Raw genomic sequence first — 25,298 nt, 5'->3', positions numbered from 1 at the left:
GGTCAGATTCCGATCGAGGAGTCGGCGGTCCAGGACTGCAGTTCACTCATCCAGGAATCCCAGATCCCGGTGACGAGCAGCAGACCGACCGCGACGAGCATGCCGCCGCCGATCCGCATCACGAGCGGGTAGTGCCGCTTGACCCACCCGAAGGCGCCCAGCGCCCGGCGGAAGGCCACCGCGGCCACGATGAACGGTACGCCGAGGCCCAGGCAGTAGAAGGTCATCAGCATGGCGCCGCGCGCCGCGTCGGCCTGGTTCAGGGCCAGGTTCTGGACGGTCGCGATGGTCGGGCCGAGGCAGGGCGTCCAGCCGACGCCGAAGACCACGCCCAGCAGCGGTGCGCCCAGCAGACCGACCGCCGGGCGGCGGTGCGAGCGCACCTCGCGCATGCTCAGGCCGGGGACGAGGCCCATGAAGGCGAGGCCCATCACGACGGTCACCGCGCCGAGCACCATCGAGATGACCCGCTTGTGCTCCTGCAGGGTGTCGCCGAACTGGCCGAACAGCGCACCGCCGGAGACGAACACCGCGGTGAAGCCGAGGATGAAGAGCGTCGCGCCGAGCGCCATCCGGCCGCGCCGCACGCCGCGCGCGTCCGCGAGGTCGGCCGCGGAGAAGCCGGTCACGTACGACAGGTAGCCCGGGACGAGCGGCAGCACGCACGGGGAGAAGAACGACACCAGCCCGGCCGCCAGCGCGATCGGCGCGGCCACCAGCAGCGCCCCGCTCTGGAGCGTTCCGGTGTTGTCGGCGAGCTGCTGGGGCAGGCTCACTGCTTCTGCTCCGCGACCACCGGCTGGAGGATCGACTCCAGCGCGTCCTGGGTCGTGCCGCCGATGGCGCGGGCGGCCAGCTTGCCGTCGCGGTCGACGATCAGGGTGGTCGGGATGGACTGCGAGTTGAGGCTGCCCTTGGGGAACCTGAGCAGCTGGGTGCCGGCCGGGTCGAAGATGCTCGGGTAGGTGACGCCCTGCTCCTGCTCGAAGCGGACGGCGTTGCCCTTCTCGGTGTCCCGGGTGTTGATGCCGAGGAACTGGACGCCCTGGTCCTTGTACTTGTCCGCGACGGCCTGCAGGCTCTTCGCCTCCGCCCGGCACGGCCCGCACCAGGAGCCCCAGACGTTCAGCACGACGACCTTGCCGCGGTAGTCGGAGAGCTTGGCCTGGGCGCCGTCCAGGGTGTCCCCGGAGATGTCCGGCGCGTCCCCGCGCTTGCCCACGTCCACCTTGGACAGGTTGGTGCCCTTGACCGTGACGAAGCCGACCTGGCCGTCGCCGCTACCGGACGAGCCCGCGGAGGAACAGCCGGTGAGGGCGAGCGCAGCGGCCGCGGCGGTGGCGACGGCGGCTGCGGCGACACGGGGACGGGGGCGCGTCATGGCAGACATGTGAAAAGTTTCGCATGGAGTTCCGGGCAGGTTCGGGGGGGTCCTGCCTTGCGCGTCGCACCCCCTCTGACCTGCAACGAAATCGGGTCACCCGGCGTACGCCGGGTGACCCGAAGTCATACTTACGCACCACTTACCCGCCGTGCGCGCGGGCGTGTGACGCCGCTCGCACGCCCCCGTGTGACGCCGGTCGCCCCCGGGGGTGACGCGGGTCGCACGCCGGGGGTGACGCCGGTCGCACGCCGGGGGTGACGCCGGTCGCACGCCGCCGGGCGGCACCGCTCGCCCGCCCGTGCCGGAGGCTAGGCGCCGAAGCTCTTGCCCACCGGCTTGTCGCCCTTGCGGCCCTTGCCCACCAGGTGCGCGGGCAGCAGGTCGCGGGCCGGCTCGCGGTAGCCGACCGAGACGATCCGGTCGCCCTCGAAGGTGAAGCTGGTCAGCGAGGCCAGCGAGCACTGCCGGTTGCGCGGGTCGTGCCAGAGCCGGCGGCGCTCGACGAAGGAACGGACGATCCAGATCGGCAGCTGGTGGCTGACGCAGACCGCCTCGTGCCCGCGCGCGGCGTCCCGGGCGGCGCCGATCGCGCCCATCATCCGCACGACCTGGTCGAGGTACGGCTCGCCCCAGGAGGGCTTGAACGGGTTGGTGAGGTACTTCCAGTAGCCCGGGTTGCGCAGCGAGCCGTCGCCGACGCCGAAGGTCTTGCCCTCGAAGACGTTCTCCGCCTCGATCAGCCGCGCGTCCGCCGCGACGTCGAGGCCGTGCGCCTTGGCGATCGGCTCGGCGGTCTCCTGTGCCCGCTCCAGCGGCGAGGCCACCACGTGGGTGATGTCCCGGCCCGCCAGGTCCTCGGCCACCCGGTCGGCCATCTGCCGGCCCAGCTCGGACAGGTGGTAGCCCGGCAGGCGTCCGTACAGGACGCCCTCCGGGTTGTGCACCTCGCCGTGCCGCATCACGTGGACGACGGTGATCTCTTTGGCGCTCACTTCTCGACTGCTCCTGGGCTCGTAAGGGACTAGGCCGTGGCGGCCGCGGCTGCGCGGGCCGCGGCCGGCAGCGCGGCGGCGATCCGCTCGATCGCCCGCTCGTCGTGGGACGCCGAGACGAACCAGGACTCGAAGGCGGACGGCGGCAGGTAGACGCCCTCGGCCAGCATCGCGTGGAAGAAGGCGGTGAAACGGTACGCCTCCTGGGTCTTCGCCTCGTCGTAGTTCGTGACGGCGGCCTCGGTGAAGAACACCGAGAACATGTTCCCGGCGGTCTGCATCCGGTGCGCCACGCCCTCCTTGGCGAGCGCCTCGGAGACCAGGCCGGAGACCTCGGCGGCCACGGCGTCCACCCGCGCGTACACCTCGTCGGTGCAGCCGCGCAGCTGGGCCAGGCCGGCCGCGGTGGCGATCGGGTTCCCGGACAGGGTGCCCGCCTGGTAGACCGGGCCGGCCGGGGCCAGGTGCGCCATCACGTCGGCGCGGCCGCCGAAGGCCGCGGCCGGGAAGCCGCCGCCCATGACCTTGCCGAAGGTCAGCAGGTCCGGCGCCCAGCCCTCGTTGGCGGCCTCCAGGCCGTACCAGCCGGCCTTGGAGACGCGGAAGCCGGTCATCACCTCGTCGGAGACGAACAGCGCGCCGTTGTCCCGGCAGAGCCGGGCCAGGCCCGCGTTGAAGCCGGGCAGCGGCGGGACGACGCCCATGTTGCCGGGCGAGGCCTCGGTGATCACGCAGGCGATCTCGCCCGGGTGGGCGGCGAAGGCCTGCTCGACGGCGGCCAGGTCGTTGTACGGCAGCACGATGGTGTCGCCGGCCTGGGCGCCGGTGACGCCCGGGGTGTCGGGCAGGCCGAAGGTCGCCACGCCGGAACCGGCGGCGGCCAGCAGGGCGTCCACGTGACCGTGGTAGCAGCCGGCGAACTTCACGACCTTCGCCCGGCCGGTGAAGCCTCGGGCCAGCCGGATCGCGGACATGGTGGCCTCGGTGCCGGAGGAGACCAGGCGGACCTGCTCGACCGGGGCGACCCGGGCGACGATCTCCTCGGCAAGCTCGACCTCGCCCTGGCCGGGCGTGCCGAAGGAGGTGCCGTGGGCGACGGCCCGCTGGACGGCGTCGATCACCGCGGGGTGCGCGTGGCCGAGGATCATCGGACCCCACGAGCACACCAGGTCGACGTACTCGCGGCCGTCGGCGTCGGTGAGGTAGGGGCCGGTGCCGGACACCATGAAGCGCGGCGTGCCGCCGACCGCGCGGAAGGCACGCACCGGGGAGTTGACGCCGCCGGGCGTCACCACGGAGGCGCGATCGAACAGCGACTGGGACTGGGGGGCTTCGTAGGGGTAGCTCACGGGAGACATGGTCTCAAATCGTGTCCTTGCCCTCTGCATGTCGGACCCGATCATCTGGAACGATGATCCGGGCACTCGTTGTCTGTACGGTTGTCCGTACAGTCCGTACGGACGGGGGCGCTGACTGCTCCCGAGCACGGACCAGTCAGACTGTGCACACAGAGTGCGCGAGTGCTCCGGTTGTGTGCAGGGGTGTGAAGAGGACTGCTGTGCGCCGCTGGTGGGTACGGCCCGCAAGTGGGTACGGCGGCGCATGACGGGTAAGGAGCACGTCCGGAGGGACGCCGGGCGTGCGGGGGTCTGTCGATTCCGGCGAATTCCGGTGAGGATGGTCCGAGTGTCCGAGGCGCAGGACGGCTACGACGAGGCCGCGGGGGGCTCCCGCCGGCCTGCCGAGGCCGCACGCGGGGGTACGGGAGCGGGTACGGGACGTGGTCGCCGCGGCGGCGAGAGGCGGGGTGAGGGACGCGTGGGGGTGACGTACAAGTACTTCGGTGCCCCTGACCGCGCGACCGCCGCCAGGGTTCCCACCGCCCTCGGCCCGGGCGGGCTCGGTCTGGACGCCGGGGAACTCGGCTCGCTGGGGCGGCTCGGCGACCTGATGGAGACCAGCGGCTCCCCCACCGGCCACCTCTCCACCAAGATCAAACCGGAGACCATGAGCGCCATGGTCCTCACCGGCATCCAGGGCGTGCCGCTGCACCAGGTGCCCCCGCTGGAACTCGTCGTGCTGCACCCGGACTACGCCGTCGTGCAGCTCCCCCACAACGTGGTCGAGCCGCTCCGCAAGGCCGACGAGACCGAGCTCGGCGCCGCCGCCTTCATCTGGTCCACCGTCCCGGACCGGCGCGGGCCGCGGGACGCCTTCGTCATCTACAGCATGCTGCACGAGTGGCAGGACTTCGCCAACCGGCTGCACGAGGCCGGCCACCAGCTGTACTGCCTGGTCTGGCCCTGACGCCCGCTCGGACACCCGCCCGGACTCCGGCGCCGACGAACTCGGCGGCGCACGAGGCGGATTGACGGTCCGTCGACTCTTGACGGACGGTCGGGCCGCCTGGCAGCGGGCTCGGCACGTGCCCCGGCGCGGCCCTCAGCCCCGGGCCCGGCGGGCGCGGCGTACGGTGCGTTCGCTCTCCACCGGCTCCGCGAGGTGGCCACCCACGAGGTGGGTCAGCGCGGAGACGAAGACCTCGCGCTCGGACTGCGGCAGCGACTCCAGCAGCTCGCGGTGCACCCGGTCGGCGATCGCGGTGCCCTCCGCGACGGCGCGCTCGCCCGCCTCGGTGACCGAGATGATCCGGGCCCGGCGGTCGGTCGCGGACGGGCGGCGCTCGGCCAGGCCCGCCTTCTCCAGCTCGTCGACGGTGACCACCATGGTGGTCTTGTCCAGGTCCGCCAGCTCGGCCAGCTGGATCTGGGTGCGCTCCGCCTCCTGCGCGTGGAACAGCACGCAGTACGCGCGCGGGGTGATCCCGAGCTCGGCGAAGGCGGCCGCCATCCTGGTCGCCAGCACGTGGCTCGCGTGGTCCAGCAGGCCGGAGATGTCGCGGATCTCGCGCACGGGCGGGGTCGTCGTCATACGTCCGAGATTAGCAACGGCCCGTCTGCTGCCGGATGATCCCGTTGACAACCAACGCCGGGTCTACGGGATGCCCAACTCGAACAGCGCATAGCCGGCGTACCAGCCGGCCGCGATGGCGGGCATCGCGAACAGCCCGACCAGCGAGGAGGTCCGCACCCGGCGCAGCGCGAACGCCAGGCCGATGCAGAGCGGGAAGGCCGGCAGCAGGTAGCGCGAGATGTTGCCGAAGATCTGGTTGCTGCTCAGCGCGGTGGCGATGGTGAGCGCGGTGTAGACCCACAGGACCAGCGGCGGCCGGGCGCGCCACAGCAGCACCAGCAGGCCGGGCAGGGCGATCAGCAGGGCGATGGCGATCAGGTCCGGGACGGGGTTGGACTGCCAGAAGTCCCAGTGCCCGGTGATCACGTCCATGATCGTGCGGAGCGTGGAGGCGCCGCCGTCGAAGTAGCGGTTCCACGCGCCCCGCTGGAGCTTGAAGTAGCCGCCCCAGTCGCCCATCTTCCAGCCGACCCAGGCGACGTAGCCGATCAGGCCCCAGGGGGTGATCAGCATCGCGGTCAGCGGGCGGGCCACCCCGTCCGTGCGGCGCACCAGCGCGACCAGCGCGGCGATCGAGACGGCGGCGATCAGTGCGGCGGCGGTCGGCCGGTTGAGGCCCGCCACCAGCGCCAGCACGCCGGCGGTCAGCCAGCGGCGGGTCATCACGCAGTAGCAGGCCCAGGCGGACAGCGCGACGAACAGCGAGTCCGAGTAGACCGCCCACTCCACGCCGGAGCCCGGGAACAGGGCCCAGAGCGCCGCGGCCGTCACGCCCGCCCGGAAGCCGCCGAGCCGCTCGGCGATCGCGAAGATCCCGGCCGCCGCGACCAGCGAGGCGAGCACCGAGACCACGATCCCGGAGCCGTACGAACCGAGCCCGGTGACCGTGCCGACCAGCCGCATCAGCCAGGGGTAGAGCGGGAAGAAGGCGGCCGAGTTCTCGTAGTACGTGGCCAGCGGGAAGCCGTGCAGCGGGATCAGCTGCGGGTGGTAGCCGTTCTCGGCGATCCGCTGGTACCAGACGCCGTCCCAGGTGCTCAGCACGTCCCAGGGGTTGGCGCCGCCGCCGCGGCCGGGCTGCTTGTTCAGGTAGTCGCCGGTGTGCGAGAGCAGCAGCATGAAGACGGTCAGGCCGATGGCCTTGACCACCGCGTACGCGCCCAGCGCGGGCGCGAAGCGGTCCACCAGCGCCCCGAACCGCCCGGGCGCGCGGCCCGTCCGGTCCTCGGACGGCGCCGGCGTCGCCGCGGCGGGCGCCGTGGGCTCGGTGCCGGACGACTCGGTGCCGGACGACTCGGTGCCGGACGACTCGGTGCTCGATGCCGTGCTCATCTGCTCTGGGTACTCCCCCGCCCCGCCCGTGGTCCGCGCGGCTCCGGCGCAACGATTTTCCCGTGAGCCTACGGCACGTCCCGGACCGGGCCGGCCGTCCCCCGCCACGGCGGGAAATCCGATGGCACCCCGACGGCGGCACCCGCGACGATTGCGGACATGCCGAACACTCCGTCGACGCGCCGGATCCGGGCCGCGCACACCGCCGCAACGATCACGGTCTACCAGGCCTTCCCGTCGGCGATCGCCGGACCCGCGGCGGCCGAGGGGCGCTTCCCGGCGGCGTTCGAGCGCGACCGGATGACCTGGATCAAGCCGTCCTTCCTCTGGACGATGCACCGCAGCGACTGGGGGAGGAGCGCCGGGCAGGAGCGGGTGCTGGCGCTGGAGATCAGCCGGGAGGGCTTCGACTGGGCGCTGGAGCGGGCGGTGCTCAGCGCCTACACCGGCCGGGTGCACGAGTCGCGGGCGGCGTGGAAGCGGGAACTGCGGCAGAGCCCGGTGCGGGTGCAGTGGGGACCCGGACCGCGACCTCCGCCTGCAGCCGCTGGACCACCGGGCGATCCAGGTCGGGCTGCGCGGCGAGGCTGTGCGGCGGTACGCGGACGAGTGGATCCGGCGCATCACGGACGTCACCGCGCTGGCCGAACGGGTGCGGCTGGAGCGGGACCCCGCCCTGCTGCCGGCCGAGACGCCGTACCCGACGAGCGCGGCCGTCGCCGCCCGGTTGGGGGCGGCGACGGCCTGAGCGGTGCCGAGGGGCGGGTCAGCCCTTGACGTAGACGATACCGAGCTTGGTGAGCTGCCAGAGCTGGTCGGCGGAGCCGGTGTCGGTGGCGAGCTGGACGTACGGGTTGCCCTTGGCGTCCACGGTGCTGCCGGCGGCCAGGACCTTGCCCGGGTCCTGGGAGTCGGCGATCTTGTAGCGGCCGTCGCCGGCCGGCTCGAACACCCAGTGCTGGTTGCCGCCGCCGTTGCAGCGCCACTGCTGGATCCGGGTGCCGGGGGCGGTGGAGGCCGCGTTGGCGTCCAGGCACATGTCGCGGTTGCCGCTGAAGTCGAGCTCGTAGCTGCCGCCGGCCTTGGCCTCCAGCACGAAGGACTGGTTCAGCCCGCCGCCGGCCGGGTAGCTGATGGCGGCCCGGCCGTTGGTCGAGTCGCCGTAGGTGCCGCCGCCGGTGAGGTCCAGGACGTTGCCGGTGGCCGCGTTGGTCAGCTGGTACCAGGCGCCGTCCTCGGGGACGTCCCCGAAGGGCTTGCCCGGGGTGAGCGGCTGGATCGACGTGGTGTTCTGCTGGTTGAGCGAGCAGTAGGCCTGGCTCAGCTCGGGCCGGGCGTAGAACTGGCCGAGGCAGACGCCCTCGCCGCGGTAGCCGGCCACCCGCAGGTGGTACGACTGGCGGACCATGTTCATGCACAGCCCGGGGATGCCGATCTGCGAGTCGCAGCCGTTGCGCGCCCACTCGGAGAGGTTGATGACGTCCCCGTTGCTGTACTCGTACGGGGAGCTGGTCCACTCCGCGCAGACCTCGTGCCCGAAGGCGACCCGCCGCTGGTCCAGGTACCGGACGCCGGGGACCTGCTCGGCGGCGCCGCGCAGCGCGTCGCTGAAGGTCGGGACCACCCAGTTGTGGCCCCAGGCGAGGTCCTCGGGGAAGGCCGGGCAGCCGTCGGCGATCTTGCCGAGGTAGTCGTTGCGCCGGATGTCCGGGGTGATCGGATTGAAGTACGACTGGTAGACCAGCTGGTACGCGGAGTCGGCGTAGCCCGCCTTGCGCATGGTCTGACGGATGTTCTGCAGCGCCGCGACGACCTTGGGCCGGACGCCCTCGGCCCGCCGGCGGATCTCGTCGCTGCCGATGGTGTCGCGGCAGCCCTGGTCCTTGGGGACCGGGAAGTACTGCGCCAGGCAGTGCATCATGACGCCGCTGAAGTCGAAGTCGTCGTTGGCGCCGATCGTCACCACGACCAGCTTGACGTCGTACTTGGACGCCACGTCGGCGAGCTTGACGTCCTGCTTGGGCTCGCCGAAGTCGCCGCTGCCCGGGCCGGTGACCTTGGCCAGCTCGGGGTCGCTGACCAGGTCGCCGGTCTGGGCGCCGGAGCAGGCGAGGTCGATCGGGGTGACACCGGGGATGTCGGTGACGAAGATCTCCGACTTGGGGTGCCGGTGGCAGTAGTTGGTGGGGCTGTCGGTCTCCGGGAAGTAGCCGTCGTTGGTGTCGGTGCCGGCGCCCTCCCCGGAGATGGCGCTGTCGCCGAGGGCGACGACCGCGGCCGGTCTGGCGGCGCCGGGTGCCGGGGCCGGGGCGGGTGCGGGATCGGCGAGGGCGGCGGGGGCGCCGGCCAGGCCGAGGGTGACGACGAGGGCGCCGGTGGCGAGCGCCGCCGACAGGCGGGACCTGATCACACGCGTCTCCTTGCGGGGGGGGTGGGGGGACCGCCCGGGCGGGGGCGCCGAGCGGCGCGGAGCAAGGGAGGAGCTGAAAAGGTGAGCAGGACTCGGATTCTAGGAACTGACAAGTAACACAACAAGGCTTGGGACCAAGCCGGGACCTGACGTGCCGACGGATTCCCGGCGCCACGATCCGGCACCACGATTCCGGGCGCCACGATGCGGCACGACGATTCCGGGCACGACGAAGAGCCGCCGCCCCGCACCCCAGGAGGGAAGCGCGGAACGGCGGCTCGCACCGGCCGAACCGGGTGCGGGCTCAGCCCACGTTGGCGCAGTGGTTGCCGAACGCCGGGTTCAGCAGGCCCACGATGTCGATGGTGTTGCCGCACAGGTTGACCGGCACGTGCACCGGAACCTGGATCTGGTTGCCCGAGATGACACCGGGGGAACCGGCGGCGACGCCCTCGGCGCCGGAGCTGGCCATCGCGGTGCCGGCGCCGGCGGCCACGATGCCCACCACGGCCGCGCCGACGGCGGCGGTCTTCTTGATGCTCATGCGAGCCTCCTGACTGTTCAACAGAGATGCACGGGGAGTGCGACATCAAGAACGACACCTGCCCGGACCGGTTGCGACGGTGCGCACACTGTCACCCGTCCGGAGCAACGGCGCCCCCGGTCGGCATTCGGGTGATCGGCTTCGGACGGGCCGTTTCCCCGCGCGCCGTGCCTCGTTCTCCCTGACGGAACCCGGTCCATCCGGCCCCCTACACACGAATCGAGCACGTCCATGCACTACCTCGCCCACGGCCCCGTCGGCACCGCGGCCACCGGCGGCTCGATCGACGTGGCGGGCCCCACGAACGCGGCGTCCGGCAATCCCCGCCGGAACGTCTGACCGGGAATTCCGCCCGGTCGCGCCTTTGTCCGAGCCGTTCCCGGCCGTGCGGGAGCGGTTTCGAGAGGCGCTGCAACACGGCGGCTGCGTCCACGCCCGAGCCATGGGCGGAACACGCCGGTGTGCGCCGTCCGAGTGACAATCACGGCAATCCCTGAAACCAGCGGGCGAGTATTCGTGCTCGCCCGGATCCCGACAATTCCCTTCCGTCGGGCAGAAATCGGAGGAAGAACGATGCGTAACTTCAAGAAGGCCGCCGTGCTGTCCCTGGCCACCACCGGCCTCGTGCTCGGTGCCGCCGGCGGCGCGTTCGCCAGCTCCGGTGCCCAGGGCGTGGCCGCCGGCTCCCCCGGCGTGCTCTCCGGCAACCAGATCCAGATCCCGGTGCACATCCCGCTCAACGTCTGCGGCAACAGCATCGGGGTCATCAGCATCCTGAACCCGGCGTTCGGCAACTCCTGCGCCAACATCGGCTGAACCCGCGGTCGCCGCACCGGCGACAGCTGATTCACCGAGCCCTTGCCGCGCCCCGCACTGCCGGGGCGCGGCACGCTCCCCCCGTGTGTGATCGAGGAGATCAACCCCCATGCAGAACGTGAAGAAGGCCGCCGTCCTCTCCGCCGCCGCTGCCGGCCTGGTGCTGGGCGCGGCGGGCTCCGCCGCCGCGAGCTCGGGCGCCGAGGGCGTCGCCGCCGGCTCCCCCGGTGTCGCCTCCGGCAACCAGATCCAGGTTCCGGTGCACATCCCGGTCAACCTGTGCGGCAACTCCATCGACGTGATCGGCCTGCTGAACCCCGCGTTCGGCAACAGCTGCGCCAACGTCGAGCTGCCTCCGCCGCCGGCGGACAACTGCTGATCCCCGATCGGCACGTGTTCCGGCCGTCCTGCCCCCCGACCAGTCGGCCGGGGGGCAGTTCGGCATCCCCGGACGGCCGTCCGGGACCCCCGATCCACCGAAGGGTGATGATCCGCATGGTTTCGAAGAAGAGCGGGGCCGGCCTGGCCGCCGCCGTCGGTGCCGCGGTGCTGCTCGGCGCGGGCTCGGCGCAGGCCGCCACCGCCCCGGCGGGCCAGGCGCCCGCCGGCCCGGCCACGCTGGCCAGGACCGACGTCGGCCAGGCGCTGAACGGGACGACCTCCGGTCTCGGCTACGGCGTCGCGCCGATCAAGAGCCTGCGCCTGGACCCGTGGGCCAACTCCTCCGCCGACGTGCTCAACAACGGCGCGACCGTCCAGCCGGACCAGGGCCTCGCCCCGGTCGGCACCGGGACGCTGACCGGCCCGCTGAGTGCGGGCGGCGGGGTCAAGGACCTCCCGCTGGTCGGCGGGCTGACCGGCGTCCTGCCCGGCTGACGGGCGCCGCGTCCGACCGGGCGGCGCACGCGCCGGAGCCCGGCACCCCGCGCGGTGAGCGGGGTGCCGGGCTCCCGTCGTGCCGGGCCCCCGGCGTGCCCGGCGCCGGTCAGAGCCGGGTCAGGTCGGTCAGCCCGGTCTGCCGGAGCGCCCCGGTGGCGGTGGCGGTGGTGGCCGCCGGGTCGGCCAGTCCGCTCTGGCCCACCACCTCGGTGGCGGTCGCGGCGGTGGTCGTGGTCAGGTCGTTCACCTCGTCGGTGACGGAGAGCCGGTGGTCGTCGCCGCCGAGGCTGGCGTTGGCCCCCGGGACGGCCTGCACGGCACCGGTGAGCAGGCGCGGGTCGACCTCGTCGACCTTCAGCCGACCGCCGGCGAGCTGGCCGGCGCCGTCCTGGGCGAGCGAGAGCGGCTTGCCGAGGGTGACGCCGGGGGTGTCGGCGTGCAGCGGGGCGGCCGGGGCGTCCAGCAGCACCTGGCCGAGGTCGGCGCCCTGGTCGAGCAGCGGGAGCGGCAGCTCGGCCTTGGCGCTCGGGCCGACCTTGCCGGTGCTCAGCTGGGGGACGATCCGCTCCGGGATCAGTTCGGTGCTGGTGCTGGTGGTCCGGCCGGGCACCGGCGGCATGAGCAGCGAGGTCGGGATGCCGGCCGACAGCCGGCTGCCCAGCGGGGTGAGCGGCACCTCCGCCGGGACCTGCTGGGTGGCCAGCGCGTCCTCCAGGGCTCCGACCTGGTCGGGGCCGACCGGGGCGGCGGAGGCCGGCCCCTGGGAGGCGAGCATGCCCGCACCGACCGCCAGCAGCATCGCGCCGGCCCGCTTGGAGAACTTCATGCTTTTCACCGTTCTGCTGTCCGTACTGGGGATCACTGAGGAAGGCTGCGCGGGCGCAGCCGGAAAGCAATCTGCTCAACGAGTGACCGGGAGTGCGGATTGCGCCGGTTAGCCGGTTCGGCCTAATAATCCGACCGGAAACCATCCTTCGTCGCGCCTCCCGGACTCTTTTCAAAAATCCCCGTAACCTTCCGTGCCGTCATTCTTTGATCTGGACGTCAGTGACTGCAGACCGGGTCTGAGCGTTCTACGCGTTGTACGCAAGGAATCCAAGAGCATTTCAGAGAGGGATCTCCCCATGATCCAGAAGTCCTTCGCCGCTGCCGGCCTGGCCGTCGCCGCGCTGGCCGCCGCCGCCGCGCCCGCCTCGGCCATCGGTGACGCGGACGGCGCCGCCGCCTCCATCGAGGGCAACGGCGGCACCAACTTCACCGGGACGGTCGGGAACAACAGCCCGAACTTCCACTTCCTGGACAACGCGAACGTCTGCCTCCCCGAGATCCACAACATCGCCGTCGGCGTGCTCGGCGTGGCCGTCCCGGTCGAGGTCCCGATCGCCAACAGCGGCGGCAAGCAGTACTGCACCCAGGGCCAGGGCACCCAGAGCCACGGTGACGCGGGCGTGTCCCACCTGATCGGCTGACGCTCCGTTCAGCTCCCTGCACCACCCCTCCGATCCACCCCACGAATCGCTCCCCGATTCACCCCCGAGAGGAAAACCGGAAATGATCAAGAAGTCCCTCGCCGCCGCCGGCCTGGCCGCCGCCGCCATCGCGATGTCCGCCGGCTCGGCCTCCGCCATCGTCGACTCGGACGGCGCCGCCACCTCCGTCCAGGGCAACGGCGGCACCAACCAGACCGGCACCCACGGCAACGGCAGCCCGAACTTCCACACCCTGGACAACGCGAACATCTGCCTGCCGGAGGTCCACAACATCGCCGTCGCGGTCATCGGTGTCGCGGTTCCGGTCGAGGTCCCGGTCCTGAACAGCACCCCGAAGCAGATCTGCAACGTCGGCCAGAACACCCAGTCCTCGGGCGACGCGGGTGTCTCGCACCTGATCGGCTGATCAAGGGGCATGGCACGGACGGAGGGCCCGGGGAGGAAGGTCTCCCCGGGCCCTCCGGGCTTGCGGGCCGAGAAGTCCGGACGGGCGCCCGGCCCGACCGGGTGACCGTCCGTCCGGCCGGGCGCGTGGGGCGCCGGGCCGGACGGACGGGCTGTGATCACGAGTCAGACGCAGAGCGCCCGCGGGGGCGCTCCCAGAGAGAGGGCAGATCCATGAAGAGCAAGCTGGCCAAGGCCGCCCTGACCGCCACCGCCGCGCTGGCGCTCGCGGGTGCCGCCACCCCGGCGTTCGCCCACGTCGGCCTCGCGGGCGGCGAGGGCATCGCCGCCTCGGCCGACCAGCCGTTCGTGGCCGGCGGGGGCTGGGGCGTCGCCCACACCTCCGACATCGCCGCCGGCGGCTTCGGCGGCGGCGCGGCCACCTCCACCGACCTGGTGGGCGGCGGCGAGGGCTTCGCGCACATCGCCGGCTGGAACTAGCCGGACGCGGAAGGCCGGGCCGCTCCCGTGGGAGCCGCCCGGCCTTCCGTACGCCCTGCCGCCGCGCCGGCTACTTGAGCATCGCGGCGGCCTCGACGGCCCAGTAGGTGAGGATCTGCTCGGCGCCGGCCCGGCGGATCGAGGTGAGCGTCTCCATGATCATCCGCTCCCGGTCGATCCAGCCGTTCGCGGCGGCCGCCTCGACCATCGCGTACTCGCCGGACACCTGGTAGGCGGAGACCGGCACCGGGGAGGCGTCGGCGACCTGGCGCAGGATGTCCAGGTAGGCCATGGCCGGCTTGACCATCACCAGGTCGGCGCCCTCGGCGAGGTCCTGCTCCAGCTCGCGCAGCGCCTCGCGGGCGTTCGCCGGGTCCTGCTGGTAGGCCTTGCGGTCGCCCTTGAGCGAGGAGCCCACGGCCTCGCGGAACGGGCCGAAGAAGGCCGAGGCGTACTTGGCGGTGTAGGCGAGGATGCCCACGTCCTGGTGGCCCGCCTCGTCCAGCGCCCGCCGGACGACGCCGATCTGGCCGTCCATCATGCCGGAGGGGCCGACCAGGTGGACGCCCGCGTCGGCCTGCACCCGGGCCATCTCGGCGTAGCGCTCCAGGGTGGCGTCGTTGTCCACGCTGCCGTCGGCGGCCAGCACGCCGCAGTGGCCGTGGTCGGTGTACTCGTCCAGGCAGAGGTCCGACATGACCACCAGCGAGTCGCCGACCTCGGAGACCACGTCCCGGATCGCCTGCTGCAGGATGCCGTCCGGGTTGGTGCCCTCGCTGCCGATCGCGTCCTGCACCTCGGGGACGCCGAACAGCATGACGCCGCCCAGACCCGCCTCGGCCGCCTCCACGACGGCCTTGCGCAGGGTGTCACGGGTGTGCTGGACCACGCCCGGCATCGAACTGACCGGGACGGGCTCGCTGACGCCCTCGCGGACGAACAGCGGCAGGATCAGCTCCGCCGGGTGCAGCCTGGTCTCGGCCACCAGGCGGCGCATCGCCGGGCTCTGGCGCAGCCGACGGGGGCGTACGTACGGGAATTCAGCGGACACGGCTTCTCTCTCCGAACGGTTGTGCAGTGCCGGGGGCGACGGCTCGCCGCCCCCGGCCGGGGGTCGGGGCAGGCCCTCAGCGGGCCTTGCGGCGCGAACCCGGACGGCGCTCGCTGGGCCGGTAGACCGGCTCGCCCGCGGCCGTCGCGGTGTCACGGCGCTTCGCCCCGAAGTCTGCCAGTGCCTGGGCCAGCGCGGCCGCCGACGGCGCGGGGGCCATCACGTCGACCCGCAGGCCGTGCTCCTCGGCGGTCTTGGCGGTGGCCGGGCCGATGCAGGCGATGACCGTGACGTTGTGCGGCTTGCCCGCGATGCCGACCAGGTTCCGGACGGTCGAGGACGAGGTGAACAGCACCGCGTCGAAGCCGCCGCCCTTGATCGCCTCACGGGTCTCGGCCGGCGGCGGCGAGGCGCGCACCGTCCGGTACGCCGTCACGTCGTCGACCTCCCAGCCGAGCTCGACCAGGCCGGCCACCAGGGTCTCGGTGGCGATGTCGGCGCGCGGCAGCAGCACCCGGTCGATCGGGTCGAAGACCGGGTCGTACGGCGGCCAGTCCTCCAGCAGACCGGCGGCGGACTGCTCGCCGGACGGCACCAGGTCCGGCTTCACGCCGAAGTCCACCAGGGCCTGCGCGGTGGTCTCGCCGACCGCCGCGACCTTGATGCCGGCGAACGCGCGGGCGTCCAGGCCGTACTCCTCGAACTTCTCCCGGACGGCGCGCACCGCGTTCACCGAGGTGAAGGCGATCCACTCGTAGCGGCCGGTGACCAGGCCCTTGATGGCCCGCTCCATCTGCTGCGGGGTGCGCGGCGGCTCGACCGCGATGGTCGGCACCTCCTGCGGCACCGCGCCGTACGAGCGCAGCTGCTCGGACAGGCCGGTGGCCTGCTCCTTGGTGCGCGGCACGAGGACGTTCCAGCCGAACAGCGGCTTGGTCTCGAACCACGAGTGCGAGGCCCGGTGGGCGACCTGCTCGCCCACCACGGCTATCACCGAGGTGGCCGGGTCGACCGGCGCGGAGACCGGCGAGGGCAGCACCCGGGCGGCCTTCAGGTCGGCCGCGATGGCGGACAGCGTGGAGGTGAAGGTCCGCTGGCGGGTGGTGGTGCCGGAGAGCGTCGCGCTGAGCGCGGACTCCGGCTTGCGGCCGTTGGAGACCAGCGCGGCGGCGGTGGCCGGCAGCTGGCCCAGGGTGGTGCGGACCACCAGGGTGGTCTCCGGCGCGCCCAGGTCCACCGGGCCGCCGGACAGCAGCTGGGCACCGTCCACGAAGCGCACGTCGGTGCCGGCCCCGGCCCGCAGCGGGACGCCGGCGTAGGCCGGGACGCCGACCGACTGGGCGACGCCCGGGATCACCTCGAAGGGGATCCCGTCGCCCGCGCAGCTGAGCATCTCCTCGGCGGCGCAGCCGTCCAGGCCCGGGTCGCCGTCGACGGTGCGGACCACGTGCTTGCCCGAGCGGACCGCCTCGGCGAGCACCTTGGCCAGGTCGAACTCGGCGCCCTCGGCGGCCGGGTCGTGCACCTGCACGGCGGCCGGGCAGTGGCTGCGCACGGCGGCGGCGGTCAGCGGGTCGGCGACCAGGACGTCGGCGGTGGACAGCACCTCGACCGCGCGCAGGGTCAGCAGGCCCGGGTCCCCGGGGCCCGCGCCCAGGAAGGTGCACCGTCCGGTGGCGGGCTGCCCGGCGGGGAACAGGGCATCGGTGGCGGCGGTGGGGCTCATCGGGCTCGCTCCCCCATCAGGGCGGCCGCGCCCCCGTCGAGCAGCCGGTCAGCCAGCGCGCGGCCGAGGGCCGCCGCCTGCTGCTCGGCGGACTCGTCGAGGACGATCGGACCGTTGGCGGACATCTTCAGCAGGGCGGAGCCGTCGGGGTTGCCGACCACGCCGTCCAGCCGCAGTTCGTTCTGCCGGCCCCAGGTGGCCAGCGCGGCCACCGGTGCCGAGCAGCCGGCCTCCAGGGTGGCCAGCAGGGCGCGCTCGGCGGCCACGGCGACCCGGGTGGGGGCGTGGTCCAGGGCCGCGAGCGCGGCGGTCAGTTCGGTGTCGGCGGTGGCGCACTCGATCGCGAGCGCGCCCTGGCCGGGGGCCGGGATCATCAGCTCGGGGTCGAGGTGCTGGGAGATCTCGGCGCTGCGGCCGAGCCGGTTCAGGCCGGCCGTCGCCAGCACCACCGCGTCCAGCTCGCCGCCGGTCACGTAGCCGATCCGGGTGTCCACGTTGCCGCGGATCGCGACGGTCTCCAGCTGGGCGCCGCGGGCGGCGGCCCAGGCGTTCAGCTGCGCCATCCGGCGCGGCGAGCCGGTGCCGATCCGGGCCGGGCGGCCGGAGCCGGCCAGCTTCTCCACCAGCTCGTCCAGGGTCAGGCCCTCGGCCGCGACCAGGGCGTCCCGGACGTCCTCGCGCTCGGGGACGGCGGCCAGCGCCAGGCCCGCGGGGGCGGCGGTGGGCAGGTCCTTGAGCGAGTGCACGGCGAAGTCGATCCGGCCCTCCAGCAGTGCGTCCCGCAGCGCGGAAACGAACACGCCGGTGCCGCCGATCTGCGCCAGCGCCTCCCGTGAGGTGTCGCCGTAAGTGGTGATCTCGACCAGCTCGACGGGGCGCCCGGTGACCCTGGTCACCTCGCGGGCCACCATGCCCGACTGGGCCATGGCGAGGGCGCTGCGCCGGGTGCCGAGCCGCAGGGGTGCGGCGGCCGAGGGCTGCTCCGTGATCGGTTGACCATTCATGGGGTGATCGTCCCGGTGGTACTCGTGGGATGGCTGACGGTTCATCTGGTGCCCCCGGCGGAGGGCTGGGGCGCGCCGCCGACGGGCGTCCCGGACACCGCGTGCACGGCGGCCGGGTCGAGGTCGAACAGCTCGCGCAGGGCCTCCGCGTAGGAGGCGCCGCCGGGCTCGGCGGCCAGCTGCTTCACCCGGACGGTCGGGGCGTGCAGCAGCTTGTCGACGACGCGGCGGACGGTCTGGCCGATCTCGGCGCGGGAGCGGTCGTCCAGGTCGGGCAGCCGGGCCTCCAGCCGGCCGAGCTCGGCGGCGACCACGTCGGAGGCCATCGAGCGCAGCGCGACCACGGTCGGCGCGATCCGGGCGGCCCGCTGGGCGGCGCCGAAGGCCGTCACCTCGTCGGCGACGATCCGGGTGACCTGGTCGACGTCGCCGGCGCCGGGGGTGGCGGCGTGCGCGTGGGAGAGGCTCTCCAGGTCGACCAGCAGGGCGCCGTCCAGCTCGTGGACGGCGTGGTCGACGTCGCGCGGCATGGCCAGGTCGAGCAGGGCGAGCGGGCCCCGGTCGGCCGGGCGCAGGGCGACGGCGGCGGCCACGTCCTCGGCCTTGACCACCACGCCGGCCGCGCCGGTGCAGGAGATCACCAGGTCGACGTCGGCCAGCGCCTCCGGCACCTTGGCGAGGTCCAGGGCGCGGGCGACGTCCGGGCCGAGGATCTCGACCAGCCGCTCGGCGCGGGCGGCCGTACGGTTGGCGATCAGCAGGTCGGTCACGCCGGAGCGGACCAGGGTGGCGGCGGCCAGCGAGCTCATCGAGCCGGCGCCGACGACCAGTGCGCGCTTGCCGGCGATCTCGCCCGCGCCCGCCGCGACCTGCTCCAGGCCGAAGGTGACCAGCGACTGGCCGGCCTTGTCGATGCCGGTCTCGCTGTGCGCCCGCTTGCCGACCCGCAGCGCCTGCTGGAACAGCTCGTTCAGGTCGCGCCCGGCGGTGTGCTCCTCCTGGGCCTTGGCCAGGGCGTCGCGCAGCTGGCCGAGGATCTGGCCCTCGCCCACCACCATCGAGTCCAGGCCGCAGGCCACCGAGAAGAGGTGGTGGACGGCGCGGTCCTCGTAGTGGACGTACAGGTGGGAGGTCAGCTCCTCCAGGTCCACCCCGCTGTGGTGGGCGAGCAGCAGCGACAGTTCGGCGACGCCGGCGTGGAACTTGTCCACGTCCGCGTACAGCTCGATCCGGTTGCAGGTGTTCAGCAGCGCGGCCTCGGCGACGGTCGCGGTGGCGGCCGCGTCGTGCAGCAGCCGGGTCGGCACGTCGCCGGTCAGCGCGGCGCGCTCCAGCACCCCGACCGGGGCCGTGCGATGGCTCAGCCCTACGACGAGAAGGCTCATGCCCGCCCCCCACAGCTCTCGGTGTTCATGCGGGCATCACCGCGGAGAGATCCCCGTCGCCGCCCTTGGCGGCCGTTCCCTTGGCCTGCTCGGCCTGGTCCTTCGCCGTCGACTCGGCGGTGCCGCGGCCCTTGCCGCTGCCGCCGGCCGCACGCCGCAGCTTGGCGGCGGCGGCGCGGACCGGGCCGGGAGCGCGGTCGAGCACCGACTCGGCGCGGTCGTCCGGCTCCTCGCCGGCCTTGCGCTGCTCGTGGAAGGCCAGGATCTGCAGCTCGATGGAGAGGTCCACCTTGCGCACGTCCACGCCGTCCGGAACGGTCAGCACGGTCGGGGCGAAGTTCAGGATGCTGGTGACGCCCGCCTCGACCAGCCGGTCGCAGACCTGCTGGGCGGCACCGGGCGGGGTGGTGATCACACCGATGGAGACGTGCTGGCTCTCGACGATCGACTCCAGCTCGTCCATGTGGCGCACCGGCAGCCCGGCCGCACTGGTGCCGACCACGTTGGGGTCGGCGTCGAGCAGGGCGGCCACCCGGAAGCCGCGGGAGGCGAAGCCGCCGTAGTTGGCGAGGGCGTGGCCGAGGTTCCCGATGCCCACGATGACGACCGGCCAGTCCTGGGTCAGGCCGAGCTCGCGGGAGATCTGGTAGACGAGGTACTCGACGTCGTAGCCGACGCCGCGGGTGCCGTAGGACCCGAGGTAGGAGAAGTCCTTGCGGAGCTTGGCCGAGTTCACGCCGGCCGCGGCGGCCAGCTCCTCGGAGGAGACGGTCGGCACCGAGCGCTCGGAGAGCGCGGTGAGGGCCCGCAGGTAGAGGGGCAGGCGGGCGACGGTCGCCTCCGGGATGCCCCGGGCACGCGAGGGTCGGCGCGCGGCGCCCTGGTCGGGCGTCTGCGAACTGCTCTGTGGTGATCGGCCGATTGCCACGGTGCTCCTGTGGGTGAAGCTGGGCTTTGGCAGCCAGGCTATGCGTTTGTGAACGTGTGCACAAAGATGGTGTCCGATTTGTCCCCGCACAGTGATGCGCATCACGCCATCGAGCCCATAGCACCGGCGTGTGTCAGAACGACCTCCGGGGCCTGCGCACCGGGCAGCCAGGGGCCGTACGGCGCCTCCCGGCGCAGCAGCGGGACGGCCGCGCCGGACGGGCCGGAGCGGGCCCCGCCCAGCCGCGGCCAGGGCACCCGGGCCGCCTCGCGCAGCGGGCCCGCCCAGTCGCCCGGCGGACAGGAGGGGGCGCCCAGGCAGTGCCGCAGCAGCTCGGCCGTCACCCGGGCGTCGCCGAGGGCGGTGTGCGCCGGGTACCAGCCCAGGCCCGCCGCCTCCACGCAGGCCGCCAGGCCGTGGCTGCGGGCCTCCGGCAGGTGGGCGCGGGCCAGTCGCATCGTGCACAGCAGCGGGACGGGCGGCAGCGGCACCCCGATCCGGGCGAACTCGCGATCGAGGAAGGCGTGGTCGCAGCTGACGTGATGGCCGACCAGCACCCGGCCGGCCAGCAGCTCCAGCAGCTGCGGGGCGATCTCGCGGAAGCGCGGGGCGCCCTCGACGTCGCACTGGCGTATCCGGTGCACATGGGTCGGGCCGACCGGGCCCAGCGGGTCCAGCAGGGTGGCGAACTCGCCCTCCGGGCACAGCCGCTCGTCGAGCAGCACGACCGCGACCTCGACCACGCGGTGCCGCCACGGGCTGCGGCCGGTCGCCTCCACGTCCACCACGGCGAAGCCCCGGGCCCCGGACGGGGCTTCGGGCGTGCCGGGGGTCGGACCGGGAAGCATGGCGGCACTCCTCGTGTGCTCAGCCCCCCACGGGCGCAAACGCGTTCGATCGTAAGCCGACCAAGGCGCCCCGGCCGGGGCCGAAACGGAGTGTCTTTGGCAACGATTCGGCGAAGCGCCCCCGCCGAGTGGCGGGGGCGCGAGCACCCGCGCCGGGCCGTCAGCCGCCCAGGGCCGCGCGCAGCCGGCGCTCGTCGACCCGCCAGAAGTCGTGCTGGCGCCCGTCGACCAGGGTGACCGGGATCTGCTCCCAGTAGCGGCGGTACAGCTCCTCGTCCTGGGTGATGTCCTTCTCCTCGAAGGACGCCCCCAGCTCGCCCGCCACCCGGACGATCACCTCGCGGGCCTCGTCGCACAGGTGGCAGCCGGGCTTGCCGACCAGGGTCACGGTACGGTCCGTGGGATCGGGGCTCTTACGTCGCAGCAGTGGGCTCACCGCCCCATTCTGCGCCCACGGGGCGCCCGCCCCCGCGCGCGGTGGAGCTGTTCACCTCACGGGCACGGCACCGTCACGGCCGCTCCGCGCCCGGCTGGCTATGCTCGGTGCCATGGCCGTGCTCCGAAGGCTCACCCAGGCAAGACGTTCCACCAGCGAGCGGAGCGCCCTGGCGGGCGAGGCCGCGGCCGAGGCGGCGGAGGCCGCGCTGCGGGCCGAGCCCGGAGTGGCGGACGCCCCCGGGGCGGACGCGCAGGCCGCCGGGGACACCCCGACCACCGGGGACGCACCGGCCGCCGCGGACGGCCAGGCCCCGGCCAAGCCCGGGAAGGCGCCCAAGGCCCCGGCCGGGAACCACACCCCGGACCAGGACGACCCCCGCGCCGCCGCCTTCTTCGACTGCGACAACACCATCCTGCGCGGCGCCGCGATCTTCTACCTCGGCGTCGGCCTCTTCCGCCGCGGCTTCCTCACCCGCCGCGACATCGCCCGGTTCGCCTGGCAGCAGGCCTGGTTCCGGCTGCACGGCGCCGAGGACCCGGACCACATCTCGGACGCCCGGAACACCGCCCTCGGCATCGTCGCCGGCAAGCGCACCGCCGACCTGGAGGAGATCTGCGAGGAGATCTTCGAACCGGTCGTCGCGGACAAGATCTGGCCGGGCACCCGCGCGCTGGTCCAGATGCACCTGGACGCCGGCCAGCGGGTCTGGCTGGTCACCGCCGCCCCGCTGGAGGTGGCCCGGATCATCGCCCGGCGGCTCGGCATGACCGGCGCGCTCGGCACCGTCGCCGAGGCCCGGGACGGCCTCTACACCGGCGGACTCGTCGGCGACATGCTGCACGGCCCGGCCAAGGCCGCCGCCGTCCGGGCGCTGGCCCGCCGCGAGCGCCTCGACCTCGACCGCTGCGCCGCGTACAGCGACTCGGCCAACGACATCCCGATGCTCTCGCTGGTCGGCCACCCGTACGTGGTGAACCCGGACGGCGCGCTGCGCCGCCACGCCCGGGCCCAGGGGTGGCGGGTGCGGGACTTCCGCACCGGCCGGAAGGCGGCCAAGGTGGGGCTGCCGGCGGCGGCCGCGGTCGGGGTGCTGGCGGGCGCGACGGCGGCCGCGGTGGCCCTGCACCGGCGACACCGGCGCGCCTGAGGCCATCGCCGCCCTCCGCCGCACTCCGCCGCCGGAGCCGTCACACGGGCTCCCGCAGCGTCACCCGACGCGCTCGCCCGCGCGGGTGACCGGACGTCAACCAGGGCCCTGACCTGGCCGCTCGTACGGGCGAACTCCCTTCCGGCGCAACACGGTCAAGGGCCGATGCGCGAACCTGTCAGCCGGTGACCGGTTCTGATCGTTCGCCAGACCGGGAAAGTCAGGGGTTGCCGAGCCCCAAGGCTGGGAAACGGCCCCCCGGACCGCCGAATTGGTCACCCTGAGCGCCTGTTCGATCACGTTGAGCCGGATGAACGCCGACAGCTCCGGTCAGTGTCAGCCGAATATGCGCAACAAATGGATCCCAAACGACCACTTCGACCACACGGTGTAGCTGTCATTGCACAAAGCGTTATTCTCTCCTGGATGCACGTCCCCACACGTCCCGCTCGAACGGACGCTTCGGGGAGTGCTCTCCGCGCAGGCGGAGGTGATCCGTCCACAGTTCTGCCTCTGGGAGTCCCGTGTACCCACCCGTCCGGAACGACGCGCCTGCACCCTCCCGCCCGTCGTCCGCGCCCCTGCGCCCCCGCACCGGCCACCACGACCGGCCCACCGCCGAGCGGCAGATCTCCACCGGCCTGGACCTGCTGCGCAGCCTGCTCCGCAGCCAGCTCGCCGCCTCGCCCCAACTCGTGCCCGCCGGAGGGTCGTTCGGCCACCACCACGGCCCCGGCCTGGCGCTGCGCACCACCGCCGCCGGCTCGGCCGGCACCGGCTCGCGCGGTCGCACCGGCGGCGCCGGCCTCGGGCGCGGCCGCTCCCGGACCGCGACCGGCCCCGGCTACGAGACCGAGCACAACCCGATCATGGAGCTGGTCGAGCGGGCCCAGGCCGGCGAGAGCGAGGCCTTCGGCCGGCTCTACGACCACTACGCGGACACCGTCTACCGGTACATCTACTACCGGGTCGGCAGCCGGGCCACGGCCGAGGACCTCACCAGCGAGACGTTCCTGCGCGCGCTGCGCCGGATCGGCACCTTCACCTGGCAGGGCCGGGACTTCGGCGCCTGGCTGGTCACCATCGCCCGCAACCTGGTCGCCGACCACTTCAAGTCCAGCCGCTTCCGGCTGGAGGTCACCACCGGCGAGATGCTCGACTCCAACGAGTGCGAGCGCAGCCCGGAGGAGTCGGTGCTGGAGTCGCTCTCCAACGCCGCCCTGCTGGACGCGGTGCGCCGGCTCAACCCGCAGCAGCAGGAGTGCGTCACCCTGCGCTTCCTGCAGGGACTCTCGGTCGCGGAGACCGCCCGGATCATGGGCAAGAACGAGGGCGCCATCAAGACCCTCCAGTACCGCGCCGTACGGACGCTGGCGCGGCTGCTGCCGCCCGACGCCCGATGAGCCGACCGTGACCGCGGGGGACACAGCCGGAGGGCCGCCCGGCCGGCCGTCACCGTCCACGCCCGACCGACACGTCAGAGTGAACGGTCGGTCCGATGATCAGCCGTGCGTAACCGACCGCCCGCACCGATCGTTGGCCAGCGTGCAAGCCTCCACCAGGCGTACGGTCAAGCCGAATTGCGACCCGTCACCCGATGGAGTGGCTTTGGCCAGCCGGGGCAACCGTCCGGCGGGCCAGGGTGTCGACAACGACGAAGGGAGGTGTGGCCCGTGACGGCAAACGTGCTGGAGCACCGGCGGGCGAAGGCCTTCGCCGAGGCGCTGGAGGCCCACCGGACGGAGCAACGCGCTGCAACCGACGCGGAATCGGCCAACACCGCAGGCACCGGCCCCGGTTCGGCCGCGATGGCCGAACTGGTCGGCCTGACCGACGTGCTGGGAGCGCTGCCCGGACCGGTACTGGACCGGGAGGTCCGGACGGTCCAACGCGCCCAGCTGATGGCCGCGTTCGAGCAGGCCTTCGCCGGCGGACCGGGCGCCGCGGTGCCCCGCCAGCGCCGCCACCGGGCGATCCGGTCGGCGCCGCGCGGCCGGTGGAGCCGCCGGTTCGCGATCGGCGGACTCGTCGCCGGGCTCGCCGTCGGCAGCCTGGCCGGTGCGGCCGCCGCGAGCACCGGAGCGGTTCCCGGGGACACGCTGTACGGGCTGAAGCGCGGCCTCGAAGGGCTGCGGCTCGACTTCGCCGGCTCCGACGCCGAGCGCGGTGAGCTGCTGCTCGACAACGCCGCCACCCGGCTCGGCGAGGCCAAGGTCCTGGTCGGCCGCACCGGCCCGGCCGGCGCACTGAGCCCGGCCACCGTCGAGCAGGTCCGCCGCGCCCTGGACGACATGCACGCGGACGCCCTCAAGGGCCGCGAGCTGCTGCGCTCGGTCTACCGCAGCAACGGGTCGCTCGACCCGATGCGCGCGCTGGCCGGCTTCGCCCACGACGAGGACGGCCGCTGGACCGAGCTGCAGGGCAAGCTGCCCTCCCAGCTCACCCAGCAGGCCTCCCTGGTGAGCCAGCTCTTCGACGACATAAGCGAGGACGTCGCGCCCCTGCGCCTGGTCCAGCCCTCCGGCAAGAACGGTGGGTCGCCGGGCTCCGGAGCGGGCGGCGGCTCCGCCGACTCGACGGGCGGCTCCCCCGCCGGTGCCCCGGCCGACGGCTCCGGCGCCACGCAGGGCGGCGGCCAGGCCCCGGACAGCGGCGCCACCGGCGGCAACCGCCCCGGCACCACCGCCCCGGTCGGCCCCGGTGCCGGCGCGACCGGCAGCGGCGGCAAGGGCGCCGGCCTGCCGAGCACCCTGCCCACCAGCGCCCCGGACGCCGTCAACGGGCTGGTCGGCGACCTCACCAACGGGCTCACCGGCGCCAAGCCCTCGCCGAGCGCCGACGCGGCCCCGCCGCAGGTGCCGCAGCCGTCCGGCACCCCCGGTGTCCCGGACGGGGCCCGGCAGCAGGGCGTCGAGGTTCCCCCGCTGGTCCCGGGCCTGCTGCCCGGGCTGCGGATCCTCGGCGGCTGACGGCACACCGACGGCACGGAGCGGGCCCTGCGGAGTGCGATATCCGCCGGGCCCGTTCCGTGCTCCCGTACGGCGGTCCTTCCGGCCTCCCGCACG

The 25,298-nt window shown here is 73.5% G+C and carries 26 protein-coding genes and 1 pseudogene; 11 read left to right on the top strand and 16 right to left on the bottom strand.

The window, feature by feature from the left end; translation table 11 throughout:
* Window positions 1-2: 2 nt before the first annotated feature.
* From ACZ7KX_RS07430 to hemL, 4 genes are all read right to left on the bottom strand, one after another.
* A complete protein-coding gene (locus ACZ7KX_RS07430; protein ID WP_350521594.1) occupies window positions 3-776 on the bottom strand; it encodes a cytochrome c biogenesis CcdA family protein in 774 nt (257 codons plus the stop codon).
* Window positions 773-1,390 (bottom strand): TlpA family protein disulfide reductase, encoded by a 618-nt coding sequence (locus tag ACZ7KX_RS07425; protein WP_470325717.1) that lies wholly within the window; start codon window positions 1,388-1,390, stop codon window positions 773-775. Before ACZ7KX_RS07425 ends, ACZ7KX_RS07430 begins: the two co-directional genes overlap by 4 nt.
* A gap of 302 nt (window positions 1,391-1,692) precedes the next feature.
* Window positions 1,693-2,343, bottom strand: coding sequence for a histidine phosphatase family protein (locus ACZ7KX_RS07420; protein WP_396549111.1), 651 nt, complete (start codon window positions 2,341-2,343; stop codon window positions 1,693-1,695).
* A 62-nt stretch (window positions 2,344-2,405) separates the two neighbouring features.
* Window positions 2,406-3,734, bottom strand: a complete 1,329-nt coding sequence (hemL, locus tag ACZ7KX_RS07415; RefSeq protein WP_350521596.1) for a glutamate-1-semialdehyde 2,1-aminomutase — start codon at window positions 3,732-3,734, stop codon at window positions 2,406-2,408.
* 466 nt (window positions 3,735-4,200) lie between these two features.
* Between hemL and ACZ7KX_RS07410 the strand changes: the two genes are divergently transcribed.
* Window positions 4,201-4,683, top strand: a complete 483-nt coding sequence (locus ACZ7KX_RS07410) for a hypothetical protein (protein ID WP_078589103.1) — start codon at window positions 4,201-4,203, stop codon at window positions 4,681-4,683.
* A 135-nt stretch (window positions 4,684-4,818) separates the two neighbouring features.
* Here ACZ7KX_RS07410 and ACZ7KX_RS07405 read toward each other — a convergent pair whose 3' ends face one another.
* Together ACZ7KX_RS07405 and ACZ7KX_RS07400 are read right to left on the bottom strand one after the other, a co-directional pair.
* On the bottom strand, window positions 4,819-5,307 hold the full coding sequence (locus ACZ7KX_RS07405; RefSeq protein ID WP_470325716.1) for a MarR family winged helix-turn-helix transcriptional regulator: 489 nt from the start codon (window positions 5,305-5,307) through the stop codon (window positions 4,819-4,821).
* Between the two features lie 63 nt (window positions 5,308-5,370).
* Window positions 5,371-6,681, bottom strand: a complete 1,311-nt coding sequence (locus ACZ7KX_RS07400) for a glycosyltransferase family 39 protein (protein ID WP_470325715.1) — start codon at window positions 6,679-6,681, stop codon at window positions 5,371-5,373.
* Between the two features lie 159 nt (window positions 6,682-6,840).
* On the opposite strand from ACZ7KX_RS07400, the pseudogene ACZ7KX_RS07395 reads away from it, so the two are divergent.
* Window positions 6,841-7,429: pseudogene (locus ACZ7KX_RS07395) on the top strand (DUF4291 domain-containing protein).
* 18 nt (window positions 7,430-7,447) lie between these two features.
* On the opposite strand, the gene ACZ7KX_RS07390 reads toward ACZ7KX_RS07395, so the two are convergent.
* Window positions 7,448-9,091 carry an RICIN domain-containing protein gene (locus ACZ7KX_RS07390; RefSeq protein ID WP_470325714.1) on the bottom strand — a complete coding sequence of 548 codons (1,644 nt, stop codon included), beginning with the start codon at window positions 9,089-9,091 and terminating at the stop codon, window positions 7,448-7,450.
* A 304-nt stretch (window positions 9,092-9,395) separates the two neighbouring features.
* Window positions 9,396-9,635 carry a chaplin gene (locus ACZ7KX_RS07385; protein WP_350521601.1) on the bottom strand — a complete coding sequence of 80 codons (240 nt, stop codon included), beginning with the start codon at window positions 9,633-9,635 and terminating at the stop codon, window positions 9,396-9,398.
* Between the two features lie 573 nt (window positions 9,636-10,208).
* Here ACZ7KX_RS07385 and ACZ7KX_RS07380 point away from each other — a divergent pair.
* The 3 genes from ACZ7KX_RS07380 to ACZ7KX_RS07370 all read left to right on the top strand — a co-directional run bounded on the left by ACZ7KX_RS07380 (window position 10,209) and on the right by ACZ7KX_RS07370 (window position 11,327).
* Entirely contained in the window at window positions 10,209-10,451 is a 243-nt protein-coding gene (locus ACZ7KX_RS07380) for a chaplin (RefSeq protein WP_350521602.1), read from the top strand.
* A 109-nt stretch (window positions 10,452-10,560) separates the two neighbouring features.
* On the top strand, window positions 10,561-10,830 hold the full coding sequence (locus ACZ7KX_RS07375) for a chaplin (protein ID WP_350521603.1): 270 nt from the start codon (window positions 10,561-10,563) through the stop codon (window positions 10,828-10,830).
* A 107-nt stretch (window positions 10,831-10,937) separates the two neighbouring features.
* Window positions 10,938-11,327, top strand: coding sequence for a hypothetical protein (locus ACZ7KX_RS07370; RefSeq protein WP_350521604.1), 390 nt, complete (start codon window positions 10,938-10,940; stop codon window positions 11,325-11,327).
* A 109-nt stretch (window positions 11,328-11,436) separates the two neighbouring features.
* On the opposite strand, the gene ACZ7KX_RS07365 is transcribed toward ACZ7KX_RS07370, so the two are convergent.
* Window positions 11,437-12,156 carry a hypothetical protein gene (locus ACZ7KX_RS07365; RefSeq protein WP_470325713.1) on the bottom strand — a complete coding sequence of 240 codons (720 nt, stop codon included), beginning with the start codon at window positions 12,154-12,156 and terminating at the stop codon, window positions 11,437-11,439.
* Between the two features lie 298 nt (window positions 12,157-12,454).
* On the opposite strand from ACZ7KX_RS07365, the gene ACZ7KX_RS07360 reads away from it, so the two are divergent.
* The 3 genes from ACZ7KX_RS07360 (at window position 12,455) to ACZ7KX_RS07350 (ending at window position 13,705) form a co-directional block, all read left to right on the top strand.
* A complete protein-coding gene (locus ACZ7KX_RS07360; RefSeq protein WP_030232098.1) occupies window positions 12,455-12,799 on the top strand; it encodes a hypothetical protein in 345 nt (114 codons plus the stop codon).
* A gap of 82 nt (window positions 12,800-12,881) precedes the next feature.
* Window positions 12,882-13,226 (top strand): rodlet layer protein, encoded by a 345-nt coding sequence (locus tag ACZ7KX_RS07355; protein WP_121174808.1) that lies wholly within the window; start codon window positions 12,882-12,884, stop codon window positions 13,224-13,226.
* A 212-nt stretch (window positions 13,227-13,438) separates the two neighbouring features.
* Complete coding sequence (locus ACZ7KX_RS07350; protein WP_396548989.1) at window positions 13,439-13,705, top strand: hypothetical protein; 267 nt, start codon at window positions 13,439-13,441, stop codon at window positions 13,703-13,705.
* A gap of 70 nt (window positions 13,706-13,775) precedes the next feature.
* Here the strand turns inward: ACZ7KX_RS07350 and hemB are convergent, their stop codons facing one another.
* From hemB to ACZ7KX_RS07315, 7 genes are all read right to left on the bottom strand, one after another.
* A complete protein-coding gene (gene hemB, locus ACZ7KX_RS07345; protein WP_470325712.1) occupies window positions 13,776-14,756 on the bottom strand; it encodes a porphobilinogen synthase in 981 nt (326 codons plus the stop codon).
* A 76-nt stretch (window positions 14,757-14,832) separates the two neighbouring features.
* Window positions 14,833-16,482, bottom strand: a complete 1,650-nt coding sequence (locus ACZ7KX_RS07340) for a bifunctional uroporphyrinogen-III C-methyltransferase/uroporphyrinogen-III synthase (protein ID WP_470325711.1) — start codon at window positions 16,480-16,482, stop codon at window positions 14,833-14,835.
* A complete protein-coding gene (gene hemC / locus ACZ7KX_RS07335; protein WP_470325710.1) occupies window positions 16,479-17,486 on the bottom strand; it encodes a hydroxymethylbilane synthase in 1,008 nt (335 codons plus the stop codon). The genes ACZ7KX_RS07340 and hemC overlap by 4 nt, the downstream gene beginning before the upstream one ends.
* A 41-nt stretch (window positions 17,487-17,527) precedes the next feature.
* Window positions 17,528-18,871, bottom strand: a complete 1,344-nt coding sequence (locus ACZ7KX_RS07330) for a glutamyl-tRNA reductase (protein WP_470325709.1) — start codon at window positions 18,869-18,871, stop codon at window positions 17,528-17,530.
* A 25-nt stretch (window positions 18,872-18,896) separates the two neighbouring features.
* On the bottom strand, window positions 18,897-19,793 hold the full coding sequence (locus ACZ7KX_RS07325) for a redox-sensing transcriptional repressor Rex (RefSeq protein WP_470325922.1): 897 nt from the start codon (window positions 19,791-19,793) through the stop codon (window positions 18,897-18,899).
* Between the two features lie 107 nt (window positions 19,794-19,900).
* Window positions 19,901-20,647, bottom strand: a complete 747-nt coding sequence (locus ACZ7KX_RS07320; protein ID WP_470325708.1) for a 3'-5' exonuclease — start codon at window positions 20,645-20,647, stop codon at window positions 19,901-19,903.
* A 160-nt stretch (window positions 20,648-20,807) separates the two neighbouring features.
* Window positions 20,808-21,083: a glutaredoxin family protein gene (locus tag ACZ7KX_RS07315; RefSeq protein ID WP_470325707.1), complete on the bottom strand. Its 276-nt coding sequence runs from the start codon at window positions 21,081-21,083 to the stop codon at window positions 20,808-20,810.
* 112 nt (window positions 21,084-21,195) lie between these two features.
* Between ACZ7KX_RS07315 and ACZ7KX_RS07310 the strand changes: the two genes are divergently transcribed.
* From ACZ7KX_RS07310 to ACZ7KX_RS07300, 3 genes are all read left to right on the top strand, one after another.
* Window positions 21,196-22,233 carry an HAD family hydrolase gene (locus ACZ7KX_RS07310; protein WP_470325706.1) on the top strand — a complete coding sequence of 346 codons (1,038 nt, stop codon included), beginning with the start codon at window positions 21,196-21,198 and terminating at the stop codon, window positions 22,231-22,233.
* A gap of 581 nt (window positions 22,234-22,814) precedes the next feature.
* The gene (locus tag ACZ7KX_RS07305) at window positions 22,815-23,636 is read left to right on the top strand and encodes an ECF subfamily RNA polymerase sigma factor, BldN family (RefSeq protein ID WP_470325921.1); all 822 of its coding nucleotides are present in this window, start codon (window positions 22,815-22,817) and stop codon (window positions 23,634-23,636) included.
* 270 nt (window positions 23,637-23,906) lie between these two features.
* The gene (locus tag ACZ7KX_RS07300; RefSeq protein WP_470325705.1) at window positions 23,907-25,202 is read left to right on the top strand and encodes a DUF5667 domain-containing protein; all 1,296 of its coding nucleotides are present in this window, start codon (window positions 23,907-23,909) and stop codon (window positions 25,200-25,202) included.
* Window positions 25,203-25,298 lie beyond the last annotated feature (96 nt).

This window comes from Kitasatospora sp. NPDC038210 (assembly GCF_055600605.1).
This window is presented reverse-complemented; position numbering and strand designations above follow the sequence as displayed.